The sequence below is a fragment of the Streptomyces sp. NPDC085481 genome (genome assembly GCF_044541845.1).
Lineage (GTDB): Bacteria > Actinomycetota > Actinomycetes > Streptomycetales > Streptomycetaceae > Streptomyces.
The window spans coordinates 1-25,844 of sequence record NZ_JBITTJ010000027.1; the positions used below are offsets into that span (position 1 = coordinate 1).

Here is a 25,844-nt window from a genome sequence, read left to right on the forward strand (position 1 = left end):
GGCTGCACACCTACAATCACCACCGCGGACACACCGCACTCGCAGGCAAACCACCCGCCAGCCGCGTCCCCAACCTCACTGGGCAATACACCTAGACATGCGGCACGCGATCGAGCGCGAGCAGATCCGGCTTCACGGCGTCGCGCGCAGCGAGGTGCGCCGCATCCGAGAGAAGGCCGGTTCCTGTGCGGCGTGCGGAGCAGAACTCCTCGGTCGGATGTTTGACCTGAGCATTCCGCCCCACTACTGCTCAAAGGACTGTGTGCCCGCGCCCTCTCCGTCCAACCAAGACCTCGTTCCTCCCTGGTGAACCGGCAGCATCGGTGCTATCCCGCGTCAGCGGCCGCGTCGAGGGCCCAGCGGAGTTGGTCGACGCCGGGTGCTCCGGCCGGGCCGTCGGGGGTGCGGTAGATCCGGCAGGCGAGCGACGGGATAGCCCCGCGCTCGGCGAACGGGTCGCGTCCGTCGAGCAGGATGGTCGGGGAGCCGGTGAACCGGGACCGTTCAGCCTCGGCCTGGTCGGCGATCACGCGCGTGGTGATGTCGGTGGCGGCCAGCCCGGATTCGTCCAGCGCCTGTCGAAGCCGCTCCTCGGCGAGCTGCTGGTGGGGGCAGTCGGGCACGGCCAGGATCTCGATCTCCATGTCGCCAGGATCGCGCGCGCCGCCGTACGGGCCGAAGGGCCCGATCCGACCCAGCACATCCACGCCGAGCTGCGGCGCCCCGCCCTTCATGCGGTGCGGGCCGGGGATCATCTGCCGTCGCCTCCGTTCCAGACTTGAGCGACCGCTCTAGACACGCCACGGGCCCCGGGGATCGGGCCATGACATTCCGGGGCCAGGCTCGGGGGTCGCACCGTCCAACGATGCCGCGCCCCCGGTGTCACGCTGTGGCCGGCTGCGGCTCCTCCAGGACCTCGTCGCACAGCCGTGCCCGCAGCCCGTGCGGCACCAGGCGCTGATCCAGCTGCCGCCGGCCCGGACGGCGCTCCGGCCGGAGGCTTGCCGCAGCGCACACCGGCAGGCGGCAAGAACGACGTACGGACGCTGCTCGCCAGCGCGCGGGCGACGCGATCCGTCGGTGCTCGGGAGTCGAGTCCCGTGGCGGCTTGGGAGCGGGTCGGGTCGTGTTGCAGACGGTCGGCCATCCGGGGCGAACGGAGATGGGTGATGACCCGCCAGGCCACCCCTGGCTGGGATTGGTTGCACATGAGACCGCACTGCACGTCCGAGAGCGTCGCGAGTTGTTGATCAGCAGCTTCACGCCTGGCGCTTTTTGTTCAACTAATTGGCAATTGTGAAGTGACGATCTTCACTTAATGATCACGAAATGAATACGCGGCTTGCTCAGTGCATAGATTTGTCGATCTACTGACCCTTCTTGATCGTGTTCCGAGGGAGGCTTCCGTGCGTTTCGTGCGGCCTGTTTCCGTTGCTGTTGCCTTCGTTATGGCCGCGCTGGCCGGTACGGAAGGAGTGGCAGCTGCGCAGACGTTCGCCGGCGCGCCCGTAGGAACTGCGGATGCGCCTGACCAGCGCTGGGGTTCCGCGGACGGCCGTCCCTCGGAGTCGACCGCCGGCGACACCTCGGTCAGCGCGACCGGCGGCCGACGGGGCCACGCCCCGGCACCTGGCGAGCTTCCCCTCGACGGCGCAGCCACCCCAGGCGGCGGATTGTCCGATGCGGAGATTCCGGCGCCGGCCACCGCTCCCGCAGCGGTCGAGCAGGTGGAGCCGAAGGGGTTCGACCCGACGACGAGCCGTGAGCTCGCCGGGGAGCGGAACCGTACCTCCACGACGTTCCAGAACGCGGACGGCACGCTGACCACGCGCTTCTACGAGGAGCCGGTCAACTTCCAGGACGCCGCTGGCAACTGGAAGCCGATCGACACCACTTTGCGGCCTCTGCCAAAGAGCGGAACGCTGGGGCGCGCCATCAACACGTCCGAGGACGGCTGGAAGATCACTTCGGGGGAGACGGAGACGACGTTCGGCGGCTACGCCGACGCCGCTCCCCTCGTCTCGCTGAAGACCGGTGCTGACACGTCGGTTGGCTTCTCCGTGCAGAACGTCGCGCACGCCGCGGGTGAGGCGGACGCCAGCACCATCACCTACCGCGCGGTGCGCCCTGAAGCCGATCTGACGTTCGTCGCCGGTGGCACGTCGGTGAAGGAAGTCATCACGCTTCACAGCGCCGACGCCCCGACGGAGTGGGTCTTCCCGCTGCACATCCAGGGAGTGACCCCGCGCCTTGAGAGCACGGGGGCCGTGACCTTCCGGGATGCGGCTGGCGGTGTGAAGGCCACGATGCCTGCGGGATGGATGGAGGACTCCAGCCTCGCCCCGAACTCCAACCAGGGCGAGATCTCCAACGGCGTCCACTACGAACTGGTCGACATCACTGGCGGTCAGGCATTGAAGGTGTCGCTGGACACCGAGTGGCTGCGTGACCCTCAGCGCGTCTTCCCGGTCAAGGTCGACCCGACGGTGACCACGGTCACGGGCACGACGGCCTCATCCGGCACCTATGTGCAGTCCCCGTACAACACGAACTTCTCCAGTGACACCAACATCAAGGTCGGCACCTATGACAAGGGCGGCCACAAGGCTGCGGCATTCCTGCGCTTCGCCGGCCTCGAAAGCAACCTGAAGAACGCCTGGGTCATCAGCGCCCGCCTGGCCCTCTACAACACTCACTCGTACTCGTGCACGGCCCGCCCAGTGACGGTCCACGCCATCACCTCAAGCTGGCTCGAGTCGACGACATCGACATACCCCGGCCCGTCGACTGGCCCAGCGCTCGGCTCGAAGAGTTTCGCGCACGCCTGGCGTCCCGAAGGGACGACGTCCTGGCCGTGCGGGGCAGCGGCGTGGGAGTCGATCAGCCTGGGTTCGGCGGGCCGGCAGCTAGTGGATGACTGGACGCATGGCCGAAAGAAGAACTACGGCCTTGCGGTGAAGGCCTCCACGACGGACTCGTACGCGTGGAAGAACTTCGGTTCCGACGACTACCCGAACGGCAAGCCGTCGCTGGACGTGACGTGGACCAAGTACGGCGCCACCTACAAGCTCGGTACCTTCATCACCCCAATGACGGCGACGTCCGAGGGTGTCTTCCGCGTCACGGTGACGAATCGCGGGCAGCAGACGTGGCCGAAGAACGGCAACTTCTCCCTGCGCTACCTACTCTACGATGCCGCCGGTAAGGAGATCACCGACACCTCGAAGATCCGCTGGTCGCCAATGCCGGCAGACGTTCCCCCGGGGGCAACAGTCACCGTGGATGCGAAGGTCGCTCCGTTGACCCCGGGTGACTACACCCTTGCCTGGACGATGAACGACAACGGCATCGCCACCTTCAGCGGCGCCGGCGTGCCCACAGCGGCTGTGAAGGTGTCCGCCGTCAACATCCCGCCCTACATCACCGGCGCTGCCCCAGCGAGCGGCGCCGTGATCAACACGCTGACGCCGACGCTTTGGGCGTCTGGCGCGGACCGCGACCGCTACCTGAAGGCGTTGCAGTACCAGTTCGAGGTGTGCGAGGTCGAGGGCAAGGACACGCGCAAGAACTGCAAGATGGGCCCCAAGGTCAATTCGCAGCAGTGGGCCGTGACGAGCGGTTGGCTGTCCTGGGCGAAGACCTACGCCTGGTACCCGTACGCCTACGACGGCAGCGCCACCTCCACGCGAATCCGTCCGTCCCTCCTGACGACCCAGGTTTCCCAGCCGGCGATCACCAGCCATCTCGGTGGTTCTGAGAGCGGCCGGAGCTTTGGCGAGCGCGCCGGAAACTTCGTCACTGCTGCCACCGACGCGTCCCTTCCCACAGTCGGACCTGAGCTGGCGGTGACTCGGACCTACAACTCGCTGGATCCGCGGCAGAAGAATGCTTTCGGCGCCGGGTGGGCGACGCGCTGGGACATGCGAGCCACGCCCGAGGGAACGGGCGGTGTGGTGATCACGCTGGCCACGGGTGCCCAGGTGCGTTTCGGTAAGAACGCGGACGGCAGCTACGCGGCCCCGTCTGGGTCCGTCGGCAAGCTGAAGGCCGAGACCGGTGGAGGGTGGACCTTGCGTGACGGCTCAGGGGCCCTTTACACCTTCAGCGCCGCTGGCCTGCTGACGAAGATCGCTGACGGACATGGCCGGGTGCAGGAGCTGACGTACACCGACGGTGTGCTGACGCGGGCCAAGGATGTGCTGTCGGGCCGCACCCTGACGTTCACGTGGTCGAACGGGCACGTCGCGACGGCGGAAACGAACGCCGTCAGCGGTGCGGGTACCGCACTGAAGTGGACCTACACCTATGAGGGCGACCGCCTGGTGAAGGTGTGTCCGCCGTCGTCGAGCACGGCCTGCACGGTCTATGCGTATGAGGGCGGCAGCCTGTACCGCAGCACGGTGCTGGACGCCGGACCGTCAGCGTACTGGCGCCTTAACGAGGTCGAGGGGGAGACCGCCGCGAGCGAGACCGTCTCCGGTAGCGGCATGAACGATGCCCAGTACCGTGACGTTGCCCGCGGAGCCGCGGGTGCGCTGTCCGGGACTGGTAGCAAGGCCGGCTCCTTCGACGGGACCGACTCCTATCTCGCCCTCGCCGATGACGCGCTTGGTTCGTCGCCGTTCGCGTCGGTGGAGATGTGGTTCAAGACCACCAAGGCCGGTGTGCTGCTGTCGCAGGCGAATGAGCGGATGGAGGACGTCGATCCGACGGTGAGTCAGTCCACCCCGTTGCTGTTCGTCGGTACGGACGGCAAGCTCCGTGGCCAGTTCTACTACCCCGGCACCTCTTGGACCGCCCTGACCTCCACCGGCGTCGTCAACGACGACGCCTGGCACCACGTGGTGCTCTCCGGTGCCGGCACGGCGCAGACGCTGTACCTCGACGGCAAGGCGGTCGGCTCCAAGACCGGAGCGATCGACCACCTCGAGCAGCGCTACACCTACGTCGGCCTGGGCTGGACCAATGTGCCGTGGCTGGGAATCGACAAGACCGACCAGCTCGGCCACTTCAACGGCCTGATCGACGAGGTAGCCGTCTACGGCCACACCCTCGACGCAGGCACGGTCCTTGAGCACTACACCGCCAAGGCCTCCACCTCCCGTATCACCAAGGTCACCCTTCCCTCGGGACGGGTCGACTCGCAGGTCGTGTACGACTCCGACACGGAGCGCGTCACCCAGGTCACCGACGCGAACAAGGGCACCTGGAAGGTCTCCGCCCCCAGCTTCTCGGCCGGCTCCACCGCCTACGCCGACACCGTGCGTGCCTCTGGCCCGAGCGAGTACTGGCGGCTCGGCGACCGCCGCGGGATCACCGCGGCCAGCGCACTCCTTGAGGGGGCGGACGGTGATTACGGCGACAACGTCGCGCTGGGCACCTACGGTGCCTTTGCCGACGGCGACGACACTGCCGCAGGCCTGAACGGCGACTCCTACATCCAGGTTGCCGACGCCTCCCTCAACGGCACCGCATTGTCCGCGGAGCTGTGGTTCCGTACCGACAAGCCCGGCATCCTGCTGACCGAGTCGAACGCAGACATCAGCGAGGACCAGGTCCCCACCCACGCCACCCCGCTGCTGTACGTGGGAACGGACGGCAAGCTGCACGGCCAGTTCTACTCCGAGACCACCAACTGGATCCCCCCGGTCTCGAAGAACACCGTGAACGACAGCCAGTGGCACCACGCCGTGCTGACCGGGAACGGCAACACCTCCGCCCTTTACGTCGACGGCGTCCTCGCGGGCCAGGCCTCGGGCGCGATCACGCACCTGGACCAGACCCGGATCTTCTTCGGCAAGGGCCGCACCGGTTCGCGCTGGGCCGCCCTGGACTCCAGCGACACATGGGGCTACTTCAGCGGCGCACTCGACGAGGTCGCCTTCTATCCCAAGGCCCTCACCCCGGCTGAGATCAGCGCCCACTACCGGGCCCGCACCGGCATGGTCACCGGTGACGGCCCGCACTACCGCGGCGCGGTCACCGCTGATGCCCCGGCCGGCTACTGGCGCCTGGACGAAACCAGTGGAGGCAGGGCGAACAGCCTGTCCGCCGCGCAAGATGGCGACGGCTTCTACACCAACACCGCCCTCGGCAGCGACGGTGTGTTCGGTACCGGCGACAACACGGCCATCAGCCTGAACGGCAACGGCTACACCGAGATACCCGGCAGCATCCTGCGCGGATCGAAGGATCTCGCGGTCGAGCTGTGGTTCAAGACCACCAAGCCGGGCGTCCTGCTCGGTGACCAGTCCGACGCCATCGGCGGTACCACCGCCACTGGCACCTACGCCCCCCTGCTGTACGTGGGAACGGACGGCAAGCTGAATGGCAAGTTCTACTCACCCGGCCTCGGCACGGCGAAGGTCGCCTCCGCCGACAGCGTCAACGACGACCAGTGGCACCACGCCGTGGTCACCGCCACCGGCACCGCCCAGGTTCTCTACCTCGACGGCGTCCAGGCCGCCACGCTGACCGGCGCGGTCAGTCACCAATCCAACACCCGCACCTACATCGGCGCCGGCTTCGCCAAGAACTGGCCCGCTGCCCCTGGTGAAGTCTCGTACTTCACTGGCCAGATCGACGAAGTCGCCATCTACCAGCACGGCCTGACCGCTGACCAGGTTGCCGAGCACTTCCAGTCGCGCGAGCACTCCAGCACGTCCGCGCTCGCGATGACGGTCACCGTCACCGACCCGAAGGGCCAGACCGCCACCACCACGTACGACGCACTGCGCGGGCAGCGCCGTATCGCCTCCACCGACGCCGAGGGCGGCCGCACCACCTACGCCTACGACACCGGCGGCTTTCTCCACACAGTCACCGACCCCAACGGGCACCCGACCATCACGGGCCACGACGCCCAGGGCAACACGGTCTCCCGCACCACCTGCAGGGACGCGAACTCCTGCTGGACCTCCTACGCCGAGTACTACAACAACACCGCCGACCCGCTCGACCCGCGCAACGGCAAGCAGACCGCCGCCCGCGACGCCCGCTCCTCCGGCCCGGCCGACAACCGCTACAAGACGACGACCACCTACACCGACAAGGGCCTGAAGGACACCGTCACCCTCGCCGACGCTCGGAAGGCCACCACCACCTACACCGACGGAACGGAGCCCGCTGTCGGCGGTGGAACCACGCCCGCCGGCCTGGTGAAGACGACCGTCACAACCGGTGGCGCGACCACGGCGTACGCGTACTTCGCCAACGGCGACGTCGCGAAGACGACCGCCCCGTCGGGGCTGGTGACCTCGTTCACGTACGACGGCATCGGTCGCAAGACGTCCGAGAAGCAGATCTCGGACACCTTCCCGACCGGTGTCATGACCACCTTCGGCTACGACGACATGTCTCACGTCGTCAGCGAAACCGGTGCTGGCGTGAAGAACGAGATCACCAACACGATCCACACAGCGAAGGTCAGCCGGACCTTCAACGCGGACGGCAACCTCCTGACCGAGACCGCCGAGGACACCACGGGCGGCGACCCTGCTCGCGCCACGAGCTACCACTACGACGACTCGGGCCGCCAGGACACGGTGACCGACCCGGAGAACCACAGCACGACCTTCGCCTACGATGAGTTTGGCCGCGTGAAGGAGGAGACGGACGCTGCCGGTAACAGGCTCGTCCACACCTATACGCCGCGTGGCCAGAAGTACGAGACGACCCTGAAGGGCTGGACGGGAGACCCCTCCGGCGAGCCTCGCGACCTGGTGCTCGAGTCCAACGCCTACGACCCGGCGGGCCGTCTCGCGTCTACCACTGACGCCATGGGCGCCGTCACCGAGTACGGCTACTACGACGACAACCTCGCCGCCACCACGACCGTCAAGCAGGTCACCCAGGCCGAGGGCACCCGCCACGACATCGTCGTCGAGCGCAACACCTACGACGGCGCCGGCAACCTCACGCGCCAGGTGACCGGCAACGGCAAGACCGTCGTCGCCCATACGGTGGACGCCACCGGCCGAGTCATTGAAAGCCTTCTCGACCCCGAAGACCTCGCGCGCAAGACAACCTTCGGCTACGACAACGACGACCACGTCACCCGCGAAACCCGCACCATCGACGCGAGCGGCAACAGCATTACCGCGACAACCGAGTACGACGTGGCGGGGAACCCCACCCGCACTACCGTCTCCGACGCCACAGGAACGCTGCGGACCACCACCAGCACCTTCGACCAGCGCGGCCTCGTGATCTCGACGGTCGGCGCCCGAGGCAACATCAACGGTGCGGACCCTGCTGCCCACACCACCACCTACCGGTATGACGCGCTGGGAGGCCTGGTCGAGACCAAGGCTCCAGCTGTTCCGACCGAGCAGAATGGCACCGCCGCCACGACGACACGTCCGACCACGCTTGCTGGCTACAACACCTTTAGCGAGCTCACCCACGCTCGCGACGCCCGCGGCGCCGTCACCAGCACAGCCGTCGACAAGCTGGGCCGCGCAACGGACGTGAGCCTGCCCGCCTACACCCCGCCGGGTGCGAGCCAGCCCATTACAGCAGTCACTCACACCACGTACGACGCCCTCGGCCGCACGGAGACCGTGACCGACCCACTGGGCCGCATCACTCGCCTCGCGTACGACCAGCTCGGCAACCTCACCCAGAAGACCGACCCCACTCCTGGAACCCAGCCCGGCCTGACCGAGCCCAATCCACTCAACTCCGCGCAGACCGACCTGAGCGGCGCTGGCATCACCCGCTACACCTGGACCCCGACCGGCCTGCAGCTCTCCGCCACTACCCCGACCGGAGCGCGCACAGAGGCGACCTACGACGAACTCGGCCGCCAGCTCACCGCCACCACCATCGAGCGCTACCCGACCCTGCAGAACCTGACCACCCGCTACACCTGGGACGATGCGGGTAACCAGACCACCTCCACTACCCCGGCCGGCCGCACCACAACGTCCGTCCACAACGCGGCCGGTGAACCCACAGCGGTCACCGCCCCGGGCCTGGGCACCACCCGCTTCTCCTACGATGGCCTCGGCCGCACGGTCGAGACAATCGACCCGACCAACCGCAAGACCCAGACCGTTTACGACGGCCTAGACAACATCACCGATGCCAAGGACTACGGCACCGGCACCACCGTACTGCGCTCAGCCAAGGCCGCCTTCGACCCCGATGGCAATCGGACTTCGGCCGACGGCCCGGCTGGCAGCCACACCGACTACACCTATGACGCGCTCGGACAGCTGACCAGCCAGACCGAGAAGATCTCGGCCACCGACCAGATCACCATATCGTTCGGCTATGACGCGAACGGCAACCGCACCCGCCTCACCGACGGCCGAGGCAACACCACCACATACACCTTCAACGCCTGGAACCTGCCCGAATCCACCATCGAACCCACCACGTCCCAGCATCCGGCCTCGGGCGACCGCACCTGGACCACCAATTACGACGCGGCGGGTCAGCCAGTTACCGAACTGCTCCCCGGCAACGTCAAGCGCCAGCGCACCTACGACGGACTCGGCAACCTCACCGCCGAGACCGGAAGCGGAGCCGCTGCGGCCACCGAGCCTCGCAGCCTGACGTACGACCTGGACGGACGCCTCACCAGCGCCGCCACCACCAGCGGCAACGCCGCGAACGCATACACCTACAACGACCGCGGACAGCTCCTCCACGCCCAGGGACCCTCCGGCGAAACGCGCTACACCTACGACGCCGACAGCGCCATGACGGCGCGCACCGACGCCGCAGGCCAGACCGCCTACACCTACGACACGGCCGGCCACCTTGACGCCGCGACCGACCCTCTCACCGGCACCCAGGTTCGCTACGAATTCGACGTTGCCGGTCGGCCGACCCTCGAGCAGTACGCCCGACCTGGTGCTGACGGACAGTTCACCGTCGGCGCACAGCGCAGCTACGGCTACGACGACCTCGGCCGCCTGAATTCCGACACCATCACCAACACAGGAACGAGCACGTCGGTCACCGGCATCACCTACGCGTACGACGACGCCGACCACCTGACGAAGAAGACCACCACCGGCACCGCAGGCGCCGCCACCAACACCTACAACTACGACCTCGCCGGCCGCATGCAGTCCTGGACCAGCGGGACAACCACCGTCCCCTACACCTGGGACAAGGCCGGCAACCTCACCCAGCAGGGCACCACCAACGCGGCCTACGACGCCCGAAACCGCCTCGAGACCTGGGGCACCGACAGCTACACCTACACCGCCCGCGGCACCACCCAGTCCGTCACCGAGAACGGCAGCACCCGAACCGTCACCTCCGACGCCTTCGAACGCACTATTACCAACGGTCCCAGCACCTACACCTACGACTCCCTCGACCGCGTCCTCACTGCCGACGGCAACTCCTTCACCTATGACGGAGGCTCCAACAACCTCACCACCGACAACACAACTGCATTCACCCGCACCCCCGGTGGCACACTCCTCGCCAGCACCCCCAAGACCAACCCCACCCTCGCGCAGATCGCCGTCACCGATCAGCACACCGACGTTGTGGCCGGCTTGAGCTCCGATGGGACCTCCGTCCAGGCATCCCGCGCCTACGACCCCTTCGGTAAGACCACCGCGACCACCGGCACCAATCCCGCCCTCGGTTACCAGTCCGGCTGGACGGACAATGCCACTGGCGAAGTGAACATGGCCGCCCGCTGGTACCAGCCCGGCACTGGCAACTTCACCGCCCGCGACACCTGGCAGCTTGACCCGAGTCCATCTGGCCAAGCCAACCGGTACGCCTACGGGATGGGCCAGCCCCTCAACGGGATTGACCCGACCGGTCACAGGGTCATTGAAGCGTCGAGGGACTACAACTACGCCGCAGGATCACACTCAGACTCCACATACCGTCCCACCTTCAGGAGGCGACTCGGTGGGTGGCTGAACGACTGGGGCAATCGGGCCTCTCGGAAGAACGCCGCCTGGAAGATCGGTTGGGAGCTCGGAGGTCGCTGGTCCCCCACATTCAGTTCCAGTTTCCAACGGCGCGGCACACCCACGTTTGGTGGAGACGAGGTTCCAGAAGGCGCGTGCTACGTCTATTGCGGCGGGACAGGAACGCCGAAGGACCGTGGAGATAAGGGCACCGACAATGGGAGCAGCGGCGGTGGCGGTAACGGCGGCAGCTGCACCGCGTGCAAGATCTACCCCACCTACACTGCGCCCCCGCCCCCTCCGATCGACCCGAATCCCTACGACGGAAAGAACCCGCCGACTGCACCCAGTTGGCTCCCGAAGATCGACTGGGGTGCCCTCAAGAACCGGGGCTGGGAAGTCGGTGACGGATGGGAGCTGATCTTTGACGGTCTCGACATCCTTGGGATGCTAGGCGGCGGCGATCTGTTCAATCCCGCCGCAGCGCCCGACGAGATTGTCTCGACTGCCACTGGTCCGGGTAACCCTGGTGGCTCCGGTCAGGACGATGATGACCGGTGCAGCAGGCCACGTTCGGAGCGCTACAACTACCAGCCCTTGCAGGGCGGGCGACCCACGGGTGTGACCGCGCTGATTTGCCAGAGCGACGTTAAGCCTACTAATAGCAAGCGTGACGACAGCGGCGCTGTGGACGTCGCTGGATTCCCCGTAGGGAATAATGAGGGAGTCAACGGCAAGCCGATCTACAACAGGACCCATATTCTGGCTGACAGGTTCTACGGTGAATGGCGCTCTGAAAACCTCTTCACTGGCCATGCGAAGATGAATCTGAGCGGGATGAAGAAGTGTGAGAATGCGATGGCTCGAGCATTGACCCCTGGTAGGTCAGAATGGGTTCAGTACTCTGGGCAGTTGGTCTACGGAGATGGCAGTGCGAAGATTCCCGATGGGATCAGAATGACTGCCGTTGCTGACACGGGACCCCTCTTTGACGTCTACATCAAGAACATCCCGGAAGTTCAAGTGACCTGTGAGAGGAGTAGGTGAAATGCTTCAGTCGTTGGAATCCGCCGTTCCCGCCCTTTTGAGGCAGCGACCTCGGCACTCGCGTCAGCTAGATTGGCGAAAGATCTGTGCCAATCTGGGCGTGGTTGACTTGCCGACTGATTACAAGATTCTCGCCGAGGCCTACCCTCCTTTCGTGGTGGATGAATTCCTTAACATCTACATCCCCATGATCGGCAGGGAGAAGGAGTTCTGTGATGGTCTCCTAGAGGACCTCGACGTACTCGCTGATCTGGCGGATTGCGGAGAGTCTCACGGCTATGTGCCTTATCCGTCTGAAGGTGGTTTGATTCCCATCGCCGCCACATATTCTGGAGACCAATTCTATTGGCGCACTGCTGCCTCGGAGCCAGATTTGTGGCCGATCGTTATTAGCGGTGCTAATGACGATTGGTGGGAGTTTCCGGGAGGGGTTGTATCGTTCCTCGCTTCATGGCTGGGTGGCACGTTGGAGCGTCGAGGGTTGCCTTCGGGTGTGCCTCGAGCGAAACCTCCGGTTCGCCTCATTGAGTAACGATCGCGGTCAATCGGAGTCCTCGCCCAGGCGGGCGCTGTCGTAATCTCGGGCCCCCGGGCAGCACGCAGATCCGCCCCCAGCGGCCGTGCTTGCCCGCACAGGCCCCGGTGAGCCGGGCCCGCACCGCCGTCCGCCACGGCCTGGTCGTAGAGGTCCTGGAACGGCTGGAGACGGGAGCACAGCTCCATGCCGAGCTCCGTCTCCGCCGCCTCCACCCGATCCCGTGCCTCCCGCACGCCAGGGTCGGACAGCAGCAGGGAGATGGCCTTCTCCGCCTCCGCGAAGGCGCTGTTGCGAGCGTGCCGCTCTACGGCCGCCTGCACGCGTTGCTCTTCCGCGTGGTCATCCGGCATGGCCCTGCTCCTCTCCGGCCTGGTCCGCCGCGGCGAGCCGGCTGCGGAGGATCTCCCCGCCGATCAGCAGCGCTCCGGCAACCCGAGCGCGGCCGCGCTGCCGGTAGACGCTGTCGGCGGTGGACACCAGCACCTCCAGCGCCCGGTCCACGCCGCCGTCCCAGCCCTTCCCGTACGCGGTGCCGTGGGCGCCGGGGGCACAGCCGTCCAGTTCCTCGACCGAGCAGTGCGCCCCGGCGACCGCGCCGGCCTCGAGCGCGCAGACGAGTTCGTCCGCCTCATCCGGCTCCAGCCCGGCGGCCGCAAGGGCCGCATGGACCTGCATCCGGGCGTTGACCGCCATCGTTTGGAAGTCGCCCATCCGCCGACGCGGGTCACCGCTGACCGGCTGCTTTCCCGCGTCCCGCTCGGGTGCGTCATCACGCCGCTCCTTCCGTGGCCGCCCATTCGAGTCCGAGTGCGGCGAGCGTGGCGAGTTTGTCGGTGGTCAGCTTGGCTCGGCGGCTCTTCGTGTTGGACAGGAACACTCCGAGTTTGACCTCGCTCCCGTCCGGCAGCTGTTCTACGTGTCCCCGTGGGACGGTCAGGGAGCCGGTGCGGGCCTTGTACTGCGCCAGGGCGGCAACGCCCCGCTCGAAGGTGCCCATGGGCGTCGTGGACGGCTTCGCGGGCGCTTCCAGCTCGGGTGCGTGCGGGAGGACGCCGATGGTCTCCAGGCGCTCGCGCTGCCCGTCGGTCAGGGCTGTCCAGACCTCGGGCTGGCGCTGCCGGGCCAGCCACTTCCCGATGTCCATGCCGTGGACGGTGACGCCGGGTTCGATGCATCCGAGGATGGTTTCCTCGGCGAGCATCTCCCGCACGACGGCGTAGTGCCGCTGCCACTCCGGCGGCCACGAAGGGTTCCAGTCCTCGTCGATGTCCTTCAACGCGGCCTCCCACTCCGGGTGTTCGGCCAGCGCACCCGGGCGGCGCAGGTTGGACAGCCACTGTCCGATCGACCGGTCCAGCATGGTCGCGGACCGGGGCGCGCACAGTGTCCAGTGCTGCTCGTAGTAGGCCTTCGCGGCCTCCTGGTTCTCCTGGAAGCGCTCATCGGCCAGCGACCAGACCATGCCCAGCTTCTCCAGCCGCCGGGCGCGCAGGCCGCTCATCTGCCCCGCCCCGTAGGCCCGAGCTGGTCAGCGACCCACTGCCTGTGATGTGCCGGGTGGGTGTCAGTGGGTGGGTGTCAGTGACGGTATGTCAGGTCGGGGTGTTTTCGCTGGCTGGGGGAGGGGAGTGGGCGGGGCACTGTCGTGAAGCGGTATCTGGAGCGGGTGTCACTGTCATGGGCTGGTACACCCCACTCCGCTCCACTGTCTTGAGAACGGCACTTCTGATCCTTCGGGAGCCGCGTGGCGGCACCGTGGTCGGTGACCGGTTTTTTGGGCGGCAGGGGCGTGGGGGGGCATGGAGGACCAAGATGCTGTCCCTGCGGGTAGTGGGCTGCCTGCAGTGTCGAGAACGGCACTCCGCGGGCCTGCGGTGCGGCGGCTGCTCGCTCTGCGGGCCGGGGGGAACCTGACAGCAGGTCATGTGCGGTTGGCTGCGGATGCGCTGGGGGTATCGGAGCGCACGGTGTGGCGCTGGCTGGCCACCGCTCAGAGCGATGAGACCGCGGCCGCCTACCCCGGCGCACGCTCCCGGGCCGACGCGAGGCTCACGATCACGCCCGAAGTCCGAGGACTGCTCGCACTATGGAAAGGGATCGTGCGGGCAGTTCATCGCGAGCTGGTCCTGCGTGCCGCTCGGCAGTCCCCACCTGCAGACCCACCGTCGCTGACGACGCTGCATCGGGCGATCCGACGGGATCTGTCGCCGGGGGAGCGGGCGGGGCTTGCGGGTGGTGAGCGGGCTGCGCGTAAACACGATGTGTTCCTGGCCCGGCCGCGGGGCTGGCGCAACCACGTGTGGGAGACCGATCACGTCCAGGCGCCGGTGCTGATCGATGTCGAGGGCAGGGCCCGCCGGCCGTGGATCACCTGGTTCACCGACTGCGCCACCAACGCGATCACCGGCGTCGCGGTAACACCGGTGCACCCGTCGCGGGAGTCGGTGCTGGCCGCGCTGCGCTCCGCGGTCCTGCGCGAGGACCCCTACGGCCCGTTCGGCGGTTTGCCCGAGAAGGTGCGGGTGGACCGTGGCAAGGACTTCCTGTCCCGGACGGTGAGTGCCGCGTTCGATCTCCTGGAGGTGGCGGTGGAGGATCTGCCCGCCTATACCCCGCACCTCAAGGGCACGGTCGAGGGTCTGAACCGGGCGGTGGAGAGCATGTTCCTGGCCGCGCTACCCGGCTATGCCCGTCAGCCGCGCCCCGGTAAACGGGCTTCCCGGCCGAAGGACGAGGTGCTGCTCGGCTTCGAGGACTTCACCGCCCGGCTGCTGGAGTGGACAGGGTGGTGGAACACCGAGCACCGTCCCGCGCCCTTGAGGGGTCGGACCCCGCTTCAGGCGTGGCAAGACGATCCCACCCCGCTGCGGGACGTGCCAGCCGCAGATTTGTGGACGTTCACCCTGGAGGACGCCGGCATCCGCACGCTGAGCACCCGCGGTATCCGCTTCAGGAAACGCGACTACGTGGGGCCTTGGATGACCGGCCAGGCCGGCATCCAAGTGCGCATCCGCTTCATGCCCCACCACGACCACCGCATCGAGGTCTACCACGCCGCCACCGGCCGCTACCTCGGCCCCGCGGACCTGGCCGACCGGGCCACCGAGGAGCAGGTCAGTGCCGTACGGAAGACGCGGGCTGCCCGTGCCCGACGCCTGAAGAAGGACCTCGAAGCTGCCCAGCGCGAGCGCTACGCCGCCGCTACCCAGGCCGAGCCCCCTCGGCGGCTCGGCGCACTGACCGGTGCACAGGCCGACGCCGAACTCGCCCGGAGTGCCGGCACCAGCCTGTCGCAGCTTGCGTTGCCGGACGTCATCCCGCCCGCCGCGCCCCCGGCCGACTGGCGCACCCCGCCATCCCTGGCCGCGCTCACCACACCGGCCCGCCCCGCCCCCCTCCCGCCAGGTCGTGACCCCGCCCCGCAGTCCCGACGGCCCGGCCGGACGGGCCGTACCCTCCACCACCGACGAAGACGGAGACGCCTCGTGACCGCGGCCACCTACCAGTACGTCGACCTGCCCGACGCCTCCGTGGTCACCACCCGCACCCTGCTCACCGCCCGGGAGAACATCACCGACACCGTCGCCGCCCGCGCCATGATGTGCATCCACGGCGGCGCCGGCTTCGGCAAGACCCTCGCCGTCAACACCTGCCTGCGCGCACTCGAACCAGGCGAGGACGTCCGCAAAATCACCTTCCGGGCCCGGCCCACCGCCCGCGCGGTGCGCTACGAACTGTTCACCGCCCTCGACCTCGCCGGCGAGCCACCGTGCCACCCCAGCGAATTCGACCGCCTGCTGAAAACCGCTCTGGCAGAACGCCCCCGCACCTTCCTCGTCGACGAGGCCCAGTGGCTCAACGGAGAGGCGTTCGAATACTTCCGCTACCTCTGGGACGAACCCTCCACCCAGCTCGCGATCGTCTGCGTCGGCGGGGAGGGCTGCCACACCGTGCTGCGCCGCGAACCGATGCTCTCCTCCCGCATCTTCATCTGGCAGCACTTCACCCGCCTCACTCCCGATGAGGTCCTCGACGTCATCCCGCTGTTCCACCCGGTCTGGGCCGACGCTGACCCCGAGGACATCGCCTTCGCCGACCAGCATGCCGCGCACGGCAACTTCCGCGCCTGGGCCCAGCTGACCGCCCACACCCGTACCGCCCTGGCACGCACCGGCCGCCCCCGCGTGGACCAGGAACTGCTGCGCTGGGCCTTCAGCCGCCTCGCCTGACCACGCCACCGCCATGTCTCTCGCCGTGCGGCCGCCGTCCGTCACCGTGGTCATCGACCGTGATGACGACGCGATCCATACGCATACCGCCCTGGCCGCCCACCACCCGTCGTCCGGCCGGATCACCCTGCACCCCGGCCCGGGCACCACCAGTGAAACCGGCCTTGCCCACGACCTTCTCGCAGCCCTGGGCAAACCGCCCCTGCTCCCGGGCCCCTTCCCTGCCGGTCGTCAGCCCGCCTGGGAAGCCGCTGCCGCCTGGATGACCGCTCTGCCCGTGAACCGGCTGACCGTCCTGCGCGCCCACCGCCTCACCGCCCGCCGCACGATGCGCCTGCTGCAGCTACACGCCCTCACCGGTATCCACCTGACCTTGGTCTGCCACCGCCCTCACCTTCCCGCCGCTCTGCACCAGGCCCTGCGACGGCCGACTACTCCGTCACCGCCGACTTCGAGGCAGCCCGCCGCCACTACTACGGCACGCCGGTCACCGAACCCCCGCCAGCAGACGAGCCCACCGGGCTGGCCGGTCGGTGGCTCACCCTGCCCGCACTGGACCGCCTCGTCTCCTACGACAGCCCCCGCCCCTGCGCCGTCCCGTGCACGCCACCCCTGGTCGCTTGGCGGCACCGCCCACCGCCCGTGCCTCTCACCGCGCACACCGCCCAGAAGATCGCCCACCGGTTGCGTGCGGCGACCGCACATCCCCGCCTCGCCGCGGCCCTTGCCGCCGCGCTGTTTACCGGTGCCTCCCTCCAGCAGCTCGCTACCGCTCGCCCTCGCGACTACGACACTGCTGCGGCCACGCTCGCCCTGCACGACCCCGCCCGCTACACCGACGGCTGCGCCGCCTACCCCGTACCCGACTGGGCGCGCGTCTTCTTGCGGGCCGCGGCCTGCTTCACCCGGTTCGCCTTCGGCGAGGACCAAGAGCTGCTCGCCGCGCCAGGCGACCGTACGCCCCTGTTGCGCGTGGCGGAGACTGCCAAACTACGCCCGCCCCAGCCGCCCGCAGCCCGCCGCAAAGGACCGGCCGGCAGTGTGGAGTGGGACTGGCGCGAGCGGCAGGAAGCCGAGCAGTACGAAGCGATTCCGGTCAGCCGAGCCAGGCCCTCGCGACACTGAACACCCTGACGTGGTTACGCGCGACGGGCCAGGCTCAGCCGATGGAGAAGTCGGCGAACTCGACGTCGTTGAAAGCCACGTGCAGGCCGTGGGCCCGGCGGCCCCACTCGCGAAGGTAGGCGTGCCCCAGCGCACGGGCGAGTATCACCGTCTGCTGCTGCTCGCCCGCGCCGGCATCCCGAGCGGCGAACAGCTCCCGGGCCACCTCCCCCGGCAGGTCCTGGGTGATCCACCGCACCCGCGGATCGTCCGAGGATCCCGCAGGAGCCGCGAACCCGAATCGCGCATGGGTATGGAAGACGAAGCCCTCCGCCTCAGCCCGGGCACGCCGACGGGCCCGTATCCGGGGCTGCCACCGAGCCAGAACCGCTTCCTCGATCGCCCGGACCTGCAGCGGACCCGGGGGACGACGCGCTCCTGGCTTCTTCGTCACCCACCGCTGCACGGTGCGCTGCGAAACCCCGAGTACCGTGGCCACCTTCCGGGTGGACCCCGGTGCGCCGTCAGCAGAAATCGCAGGCGGGCCTCAGTGCTTGAGGGAATGGGACGGGTGCGCAACGCGCGCTCCAGTCCCAGCTCGATCTGTCCCACGTCCGCCTCTCCAAGTGGCCAGTCCACAGGGCCAGCACCCCGCAGTCCATAGCGTCAGTTCTCCCGCATCGCCCGCCCCTGCCTGCCAGTTTCTGCATTCTCAGGACGGCGTCGGCTGACGCAGGCTATGAGCGGCGACAAGCCAGCGGCGCGGGTCACGACGGACGTCGCCAGCGTCCCGGTGCCGTCCTTCGGCACGCACATGAGCCATCGATCCGTACGCGGACAGCGCCACCGCCTCGCCGTCGTCGACGAAGGGAAGAGCTGACGGCCGAACCCAGCTGCCCAACCCCTGAATCCCGGGGCAAGGAGGTCCACGTGCTGCGCGCTAGCCTCCCGGCATGGATCCTCGTTGGCCCTTCCACCCAGGCGATGGCCGTCAGCGCTATGCGGGCCCTGCCGTCGTTGTCATGCCTGACGGTCGCGAAGTCGCGGTCACCGCGTCCCTCGTTCTGCGCTACGACCCGCGCCGGAGCGACAACCGCGAGTCGGACCGGGACAGCACCTGGACCGGCAGCATCACACTGTCAGATCCGGAAAGTCGCGTTGACCTCTTCGACGCGGACCCGGGAGTGCTCCGCCTGCCCGATGGGAGTGAGAGCGAGTTCATGGCGACAAGCGGCCACACTGAAGTCGGCGTTGCAGGGCTTGGTCCAGCGCCCTTCGCTTCGCAGTGAAATCTGTTCCCCACGATGATGAAGCTCGCTGAATTTGGCTCTGACCGCGCTTGCGTGAGCTGTTGATCTCGTGGGAAGTGGGTTGCTGGTAGGGCATCCTGGTGCGATGGATGATGTCGAGGCGACATGGCAGTCGTGGCTGTCCGGACTTGCTCCGTCGAAGCGGGCCGCGGCGGAGTCGCTTCGAACGCAATTCGAGGCTCTTGGTGCGGCTGATACGCCAGAGTGGGCGAGGTCGGAGATCGAAGAGAACCAGCCGCAGCTGGCACGCTTCGTGCTGCTCCGTTCCCTGTGGCGTGGTGCGATCGACGGCTGGGCAGGCCCGGGAGCCTTGGAACAAGTGGCGGCGGCTCGGCGCCTGCTGGACGCGGGGGCGGACAAGGACGACCTGGTGCTCCTGGCTCGGGCCGTTGCCTACGAAGCCGTCTTCGCCACGGTGGACGAACTCGATTGCGGCGGGGACGTGAACGTGTCCGGTGTCGACGTCGGCTGGGTGGTCATGGAGTCTGGTGAGGACGGCTCTTCCACCGGTCGCCCCCTCTCAGGTCTTCACGAGGACCTGCTGACAATGGACCCAAGTGGACGCGACGGCACGGACCTCTGGGAGTAGGTCACGTGGCTGGCCGGGAGGTTGCTCCATCACGGCCGGGTGAGGATGCGTATCCGGAGGAGTCGGAACGATGCCCGTCCATACATCGCCCTCTTGATCGTTTTCACGCGATTGACGTGGCCCTCGACGACGCCGGAGCTCCATTCGAGGGTCAGCCCGGCGGTGACTGCGTCGAGGTCCTGACGCAGGAACGCAGCGAACTTCGCGACCGAGACGATGTCAGACAGTTCAGCCTGGCGAATCCAGTCGGTAAGCAGCTGCCCCCGGCGGTTGCGGACCAGGTCGGTAAAGGCTCGGGCGAGGTCGCAGACCCGAGAGATGTCCCGGCAGGCGAGCCGCACCTGGTCGAGTTGCTCGACCTCATTTGCGTTGAGGCGGTCGCGATTCCGCATGATCCATGCGGTGATCCGGCGCGGGCTCGGGATCTCGGTAGGTGCGGACGGGGCCGTGCCGGCATGCAAGGGTGCGTAGGTAGGCGGTGAGTGTTGAGTAGCCGCCACGGAATCCGCGCTCGCGGATCTGCTGAAAGAGAGTCCGTCCGCAGGTGACACCTGCGGCGAACTGCTGCTGCAGGTACGGCTTGAAGGTATCCAGTTGCTCGGGGCGGCGGTCGCGGGCGCTGTCGAGGAGTTGGTCCAGGCTGGTGTCGCGGTAGCGGCGGACCGTCTTGCGGTCCAGGTTGAGACGGCGGGCGATGTCGCTCAGTGGGTAGCCGGCGGCGACCATGCGTGTGACTTCGGCGTGGTGGTGCAGGACGCGTTGGACGATGCGCGTGGTCGGCAGTGCGTCCAGCAGCGGCATCTGAATCGGGCGCTCGCTCACTCGTTCTGCGTGCTTTTTCAGGCAGGGCCGGTGCTGATGGCAGGTCTTCTCCACCGCGGCGGACAGGTTCTGGAGCAGATGCCAGCGGTCCGCGATCTCCAGGGCGTCCGGGGCGGCCTCCTTGACGGCCTTCGTGTATGCGCTCGCGCGGTCGCGGCAGATGATCTCCGCGCCGGGGTGCGTGGTCAGCCAGGTGGCGAAGGTCTCCGAAGTGCGATCGGGCAGCACGTCCACGACATGGGCAGTCTCCACGTCGATCAGGATCGTCCCGTAGCGGCGTCCGCGCCGGAACGCGAACTCGTCCACGCCGAGCACCCTCGGCGCGCGATCGGGCACGTTCGGAGCCTCCAGGAGTTTCAGCAGGCTGGTCCGACCGTCCGCGAGACTGAGCTTGCGGCACAGACGTTCGCCGGCCCGGCCGCCGAGCTCCGTCGCTATCGACCGCAGCCACCGCATCAACCGGACGCTGGACCGCCGACGGCGTTCACTCAGACCCTCCACCTGCTCGACGAAGGTCCGGCGCTCGCATCGATTCTGCTCGCAGAAGAACCGCCGGACCCGCAGCCGTACCAACAACTTCGTCCCGGCCAGGGGCAGTTCCGCGATCCCGCGCCAGTAGGTGGAATGGACCCGACGTCCCCGGTCCCCGCACTCCGGACAGCGCGGCGGCCGACCGCATGCTGCCGCCTCCAGGACTGCGAGCTGCGGTTCCACGATCAGCCGCTTCAACTCGATGTTGAGACCGGGGAACAGCACATCCTTGATCGCGCAGAGGTCCACGAATAGGAAATGCCGCAGGGAAACGATCCTGCATGCAGGGCGCTGACCTGGGAATTCACGCAAGCGCGGTCAGAGCCCTGAATTTCCCCAACCGGTGCTCAGGGGTTCCCCCAGAGCTGCTCATATTTCTCCCCGTCCGCAGCGCGCTGACCTGCGGACGGATGTCACTCGGGAGGGGCCGCCCGATAGCCAGCCCAGCCAGAGCCGGAATGGCCGATGCTACGGATGCTCGGTTGCCGCCGGCAGGTTGTGCCATGTATGTCCGCAGGTGCCTTTGCAGTACGTCTCTCGGCGGCGAGTGTCAGCAACGGCGAACACGGAAACGAGGACCCGGAACGCCTTGACGTGTTCGGCGGAGGGCAGGCCCGCGAACCCGTAGCGGGGCGGGTCCATGCAGATCATTACCGAGGGGTTGGCCGTGGGCTTCACACCGGACCGCGCCACCCCCGCACGGCCGTCCGCGGCTGTAATGTGCGTCTGCATCGCATAGCCAGCGACTTCCTGCAGAACCATCTGCTGGCGTGCCGGGGCGAGGTCGGAGAACCAGCTCACACCAGCGTCCAACGTGCGGAGCCCCTGGGCGATCTCGTTGACGACCCGCTCGGTCTCGCGCCGGAAGGTGCGGCCGTCGTCGCTGGTCGGTTCGGTCATCGCTTGATGATTTCACGACGCCGGTTCCGGGCGAAGGCCCGGTACCCGCACCCGAGACAGCGCGGGCGGGAACCGGGAACAGTCCGCTCCCGCGATCTGGCAGTGCCGCAGGACTCCCACTCCGCAGCTCGTTATGTGCCCCGCAGCACTTGAGTGACATCACAAGGCGCCGACATCGTTCACGAGGCCGGCCGCCAAACGACTCCCGAAGAGGCCGACACAGCAGGGCGGCCCCGGCCATTGTTGCCGACACCAACCGACTGGGGAACGAAGAGCAGCACTGGTCGCGTTCACAGATCCTCATCACAGAAGCGGGGGCGCACAGCGTGCAACACCGGGGGTGCAGCAGAGTCTGCGTTGCACCTCTGACATGCCAGAACGTCGGCCGAACCATGGCCACAGCACCGGCCCCGGACCTCTCATGAGGCCCGGGGTTCGGTCACGGTGCTGGAAGGCGGTCAGGGGCTGTCCGGGGCAGCCTGGGGGATGGTCACCGGCTTCGCCCAGTCCATGCCCAGCTGCTCGAGGGCGGTGAGTTGGTCGGTGTCCAGCCGGTCCCTTCTGGATTTGGTGTTCGAGAGCCATACGCCCAGCTTGATGGTCACCGTCTCCGCCTCGCTGTCGACCTCGATCTGTTCGCCGTGCCCCCTCGGTACGGGCCGGTCCGCGCCTTCCCGCTCCACCCACTGTGCGAGGGCCGCCAGGCCCCGCTGGAACGCAGCCTGGGCCTTGCTCGGGCCCTTCGTCGCACGAGGGGCTGCCGGGGCGGGAGGCGGCGCCTGGAAGGACTCCACGCCTAGCTTCGACAGCCGTTCCTGCTGCTCGGTCGATAGCTGCGCCCAGGTGCCCGGGTTCTTCTGCCGCTGAAGCCACTTGCCCAGGTCGTCGCCCTCGAAGACGACGCCCGGTTCGATGGCCGGCAGGACGCCGTCGGCGTCGACGAGGTCTGCGAGGACGCGGTGGTGCCGCTGCCAGTCCAGCGGCCATGGGCAGTCCCAGTCCGGGTCGATCGCCGCCAGCTGCGCCGCGCGCTGCTCCGCCCGTTTCGGGTTCTTGCCGAGGCCGCCTTTGCGACGGAGGTTGGCGAGGAACTGTCCGATGGCCAGTTGCTCGTCGTCTCCCTCGCCTTCGCCCCACACCGCGTCCTGTCGGGGTGCGAGGTGCCCCATGGCCCGCCGGTAGGAGCGGAGCGCGGCGAGCTTGTTCTCCCATGCCTCCTCGCCCGGCTCCCAGACCATCCCGGCCTCCGGGACGTCCAGCAGGGTCTTGCGCCGATCCTCCAGCTCCCCGGCCCGCAGCGCCTTCCTCTGCTGATGCACCCACCGGCCAAGCGGGAAGTCCTTGGTCACGCCGACTTCGACCTCGACGTCATACGGGACGGCGTAGAGACCGGTGATCTCGTTCTCCGCTCGCCAGCGCAGCAGGGCCTGGTATCCCTCCAGCCAGACCAGGGACTCGGGCCGGTAGACCCGGGTGCGCAGGAACGCGGCGATGGTGGCGGTGTCGCGCGGGCTGGAGAAGTGCAGCAGCGCGGACTCGGCAGCGGCGTCGGTGTCGTCCTGCTCCTGGTCCTCGCCGTCGCTCTCGCTGCCGGCCTCGACGATCCGCCCGTCCTCATCGCGCCGGACGTGGACCTTGCGCTTGCCGCTCGTGAGTGCCCGGGAGGCGAGCTGCTCGACCAGGCGCTCATCGTGGCTGCGCAGGCCCTGGAGCACGGCCACGAGCGGCTTGAAGCTGGCGGAGGCGACCATGCCGGTGGGGTCCTCGCCGGGCTCCAGGAACACCGGCACGATGATTCTGGCGACCTTGGTGGAGCCGTCCTTGTTGAGCCTGAGCGCCCGGCCGATGTTCTGCACGATCTCGACCTGGGAGCCGCGGGTGTCGGCGAAGCAGATCGCTTCGACGCCGCGCTCGCCGGTGATGTCGACGCCTTCCCCGAGCACGCGACAACTCGCGAGGAACGCCCGGTGCACCCGGCGCCCGTCCGCGTCGATGCCGTTGGCGAACTGGCGTAGCACCTCGCGTCGCTCGGAGACGAGGTGGTCGCCGCACAGCCACGCCGACCACACCCGCTCCGGCGGGACGTGGCGGCCGGCCTCCAGCTCGTAGAACTCCGCGCCGATCGATGACGCGGGCAGCTCGCCCGCGGCCGCCAGGTCCGCGCCCGAGGCGTCGTTGGCATACAGCTCGGCGGCCGTCTCGGGAAGTTTCTCCGCGAACGCGGCCGCTTCCTCGACCTTCTGGTGGAACGTCATGACCGTACGCAGGTTGTACGCCGTGGCGTGCTCCAGAAGTGCGGTCTGCAGCAGCGCCAGGCGCCGGCCCCGCCGCGCTTCCTCCGACTCCCCGAGAACCGGCGAGGGATCGCGAATCTCCAGCACGTCGATCTCGAATCCGGCGAGGATCTCCCGTTCGATCGCCTCCGACAGACCGAGCTCCGCGAGCCACGCGCCGTAAGTGCCCTCCGGGTCGTCGGCCATCGTCGCGAGCTCTGCCTCCTGGCAGGCCGCGCCTTTCTGCGGTCGGGGAGCGGCGAGGATGCGCGGGGTCGCGGTCAGGTAGAGCCGGAAGTCCGCCGGGATCCGGGCGTTGTCGTGAATCGCCGCCCAGGGACGACCAAGATCACCGGCGGTGCCGTGCGCCTCATCCACGATCGCGAGGTCGAACGGGGCCATCTGCTGCCCGTAGAGCCGCTCCCCGCCCGCCAGAGCGGCCTCCAGCGGCCCGCGAACCTTCCGCTGACCCTCGGCAGCGCCGATGTCCTCGCGGTCCACCAGGGAGGCGTACGTGGCGAACACGACCACGGGCCCGGACCCGGCCCACAAGGCCAGCTGGATCGGATTGGTGGTGGTGCGCACCCCCAGCGAGCCCAGGACCGCGTCGTTCTCCAGCGAGCACACCGCGACCATCGGGGCCCGGTGGCCCACCAGACGCCACGCCTGAGCGGTCTGCGCGAGCAGGTCCAGGGTCGGCACCGTCACGAGGATCCGGCCGCCCGCGAACGACTCCAACGCGCACGCGGCAGCCGTGATCGTCTTGCCCGAGCCGGTCGCTGACACGATCGTGCCCCGCGCACCCTGCGGGGGCACAGATGACCTTGCAGGGAATCCCACCCACCTGCGAAACGCGGAGCGCTGGTCTACCTGATGCTCCCTAAGCTGAACGGCAGTCATAATGTCCACTTCTGGTATGCATGAGGCACAGAGAACCACCAGGCAATCAGATAAATCACAGTTGCCCTATGCTCTCTGCATGATCCGTCCCATTTCAGACCCTCCTACACGGAAGCACCTTCTCACGACCCTCCTGATCGTGCTGCTAGTGTCGATTGGTTGGTATGGTCTGCAGCCGGTCTACCCCGACTGCGCCCTCTCCTCTTTCGGAACCCCGGATGACCCGCAGCGGCTTTATCAGCAGGCCATCGAAGACGGACATTGCGCTCCAGCCCATTCCCGCTGGAAAGACTGGATCGAATAATCTCAGCCACCGAAGACCATGTCCTGCACTTCTGCCAACGTTACATGCTGCATCTTCCGGAGCCACGCGCTACGCTGGAACCCACACGCAGGCCCCCACAGCCAGCCAGGCCCGCGCCAGCGGGCCTAACGGTTCTGAAGGCGCAGCCGGAAGGACCGTTCAAGGCGGGGGAGCGCAGCGGACCCGCCAGCCCCGGGGCTGAAGCGAAGTGCAAGCCCCGGGCAGGGGCGCAGCCCCCTAGCCCTGGGAGCGCAGCGAACAGGGCGTCACCTCCGGTGCGCAGCACCGGAGGTGTGTGACTCGCGCAGCGAGTCACTAGCGCTCCCGCGGAGCGGGAGCGCAACACCCGCGCGCAGCGCGGGTGTTCGCTTGCACAGCGCGCAGCGCTGTGGTACCCGCTCCGCGGGG

The 25,844-nt window shown here is 67.9% G+C and carries 13 protein-coding genes and 2 pseudogenes; 7 read left to right on the forward strand and 8 right to left on the reverse strand.

The window, feature by feature from the left end; genetic code table 11:
• Nucleotides 1-326: 326 nt before the first annotated feature.
• The gene (locus tag ACIGEZ_RS33900) at nt 327-755 is read right to left on the reverse strand and encodes a hypothetical protein (protein WP_399839174.1); all 429 of its coding nucleotides are present in this window, start codon (nt 753-755) and stop codon (nt 327-329) included.
• Nucleotides 756-1,406: 651 nt separating this feature from the next.
• Between ACIGEZ_RS33900 and ACIGEZ_RS33905 the strand changes: the two genes are divergently transcribed.
• Together ACIGEZ_RS33905 and ACIGEZ_RS33910 are read left to right on the forward strand one after the other, a co-directional pair.
• Complete coding sequence (locus tag ACIGEZ_RS33905; protein ID WP_399839177.1) at nt 1,407-11,936, forward strand: LamG-like jellyroll fold domain-containing protein; 10,530 nt, start codon at nt 1,407-1,409, stop codon at nt 11,934-11,936.
• A gap of 154 nt (nt 11,937-12,090) precedes the next feature.
• A complete protein-coding gene (locus tag ACIGEZ_RS33910) occupies nt 12,091-12,468 on the forward strand; it encodes a hypothetical protein (protein WP_399839180.1) in 378 nt (125 codons plus the stop codon).
• Nucleotides 12,469-12,813: 345 nt separating this feature from the next.
• Here the strand turns inward: ACIGEZ_RS33910 and ACIGEZ_RS33915 are convergent, their stop codons facing one another.
• Together ACIGEZ_RS33915 and ACIGEZ_RS33920 are read right to left on the reverse strand one after the other, a co-directional pair.
• Nucleotides 12,814-13,185 carry a hypothetical protein gene (locus ACIGEZ_RS33915; RefSeq protein WP_399839183.1) on the reverse strand — a complete coding sequence of 124 codons (372 nt, stop codon included), beginning with the start codon at nt 13,183-13,185 and terminating at the stop codon, nt 12,814-12,816.
• Nucleotides 13,186-13,243: 58 nt separating this feature from the next.
• The gene (locus ACIGEZ_RS33920) at nt 13,244-13,975 is read right to left on the reverse strand and encodes a helicase associated domain-containing protein (RefSeq protein WP_399839186.1); all 732 of its coding nucleotides are present in this window, start codon (nt 13,973-13,975) and stop codon (nt 13,244-13,246) included.
• 373 nt (nt 13,976-14,348) lie between these two features.
• Here ACIGEZ_RS33920 and ACIGEZ_RS33925 point away from each other — a divergent pair.
• From ACIGEZ_RS33925 to ACIGEZ_RS33935, 3 genes and pseudogenes are all read left to right on the forward strand, one after another.
• A pseudogene (locus tag ACIGEZ_RS33925) lies at nt 14,349-15,875 on the forward strand (Mu transposase C-terminal domain-containing protein); the annotation flags it as partial.
• 201 nt (nt 15,876-16,076) lie between these two features.
• Nucleotides 16,077-16,703 (forward strand): annotated as a pseudogene (locus ACIGEZ_RS33930) (AAA family ATPase); the annotation flags it as partial.
• 642 nt (nt 16,704-17,345) lie between these two features.
• Complete coding sequence (locus tag ACIGEZ_RS33935; protein ID WP_399839188.1) at nt 17,346-17,828, forward strand: hypothetical protein; 483 nt, start codon at nt 17,346-17,348, stop codon at nt 17,826-17,828.
• Nucleotides 17,829-17,862: 34 nt separating this feature from the next.
• Here the strand turns inward: ACIGEZ_RS33935 and tpg are convergent, their stop codons facing one another.
• Nucleotides 17,863-18,306 (reverse strand): telomere-protecting terminal protein Tpg, encoded by a 444-nt coding sequence (gene tpg / locus ACIGEZ_RS33940; RefSeq protein ID WP_399839191.1) that lies wholly within the window; start codon nt 18,304-18,306, stop codon nt 17,863-17,865.
• Nucleotides 18,307-18,546: 240 nt separating this feature from the next.
• Between tpg and ACIGEZ_RS33945 the strand changes: the two genes are divergently transcribed.
• Together ACIGEZ_RS33945 and ACIGEZ_RS33950 are read left to right on the forward strand one after the other, a co-directional pair.
• The gene (locus ACIGEZ_RS33945; protein WP_399839194.1) at nt 18,547-18,687 is read left to right on the forward strand and encodes a hypothetical protein; all 141 of its coding nucleotides are present in this window, start codon (nt 18,547-18,549) and stop codon (nt 18,685-18,687) included.
• Between the two features lie 515 nt (nt 18,688-19,202).
• Complete coding sequence (locus ACIGEZ_RS33950) at nt 19,203-19,706, forward strand: hypothetical protein (RefSeq protein WP_399839197.1); 504 nt, start codon at nt 19,203-19,205, stop codon at nt 19,704-19,706.
• A gap of 29 nt (nt 19,707-19,735) precedes the next feature.
• Here the strand turns inward: ACIGEZ_RS33950 and ACIGEZ_RS33955 are convergent, their stop codons facing one another.
• The 4 genes from ACIGEZ_RS33955 to ACIGEZ_RS33970 all read right to left on the reverse strand — a co-directional run bounded on the left by ACIGEZ_RS33955 (nt 19,736) and on the right by ACIGEZ_RS33970 (nt 25,132).
• A complete protein-coding gene (locus tag ACIGEZ_RS33955; protein ID WP_399839200.1) occupies nt 19,736-20,098 on the reverse strand; it encodes a transposase in 363 nt (120 codons plus the stop codon).
• Nucleotides 20,067-21,308 carry an ISL3 family transposase gene (locus ACIGEZ_RS33960; protein WP_399839203.1) on the reverse strand — a complete coding sequence of 414 codons (1,242 nt, stop codon included), beginning with the start codon at nt 21,306-21,308 and terminating at the stop codon, nt 20,067-20,069. Before ACIGEZ_RS33960 ends, ACIGEZ_RS33955 begins: the two co-directional genes overlap by 32 nt.
• A 219-nt stretch (nt 21,309-21,527) precedes the next feature.
• The gene (locus tag ACIGEZ_RS33965; RefSeq protein WP_399839206.1) at nt 21,528-21,959 is read right to left on the reverse strand and encodes a DUF5958 family protein; all 432 of its coding nucleotides are present in this window, start codon (nt 21,957-21,959) and stop codon (nt 21,528-21,530) included.
• A gap of 458 nt (nt 21,960-22,417) precedes the next feature.
• Nucleotides 22,418-25,132, reverse strand: coding sequence for a Helicase associated domain protein (locus ACIGEZ_RS33970; protein WP_399839209.1), 2,715 nt, complete (start codon nt 25,130-25,132; stop codon nt 22,418-22,420).
• Nucleotides 25,133-25,844: the final 712 nt, after the last annotated feature.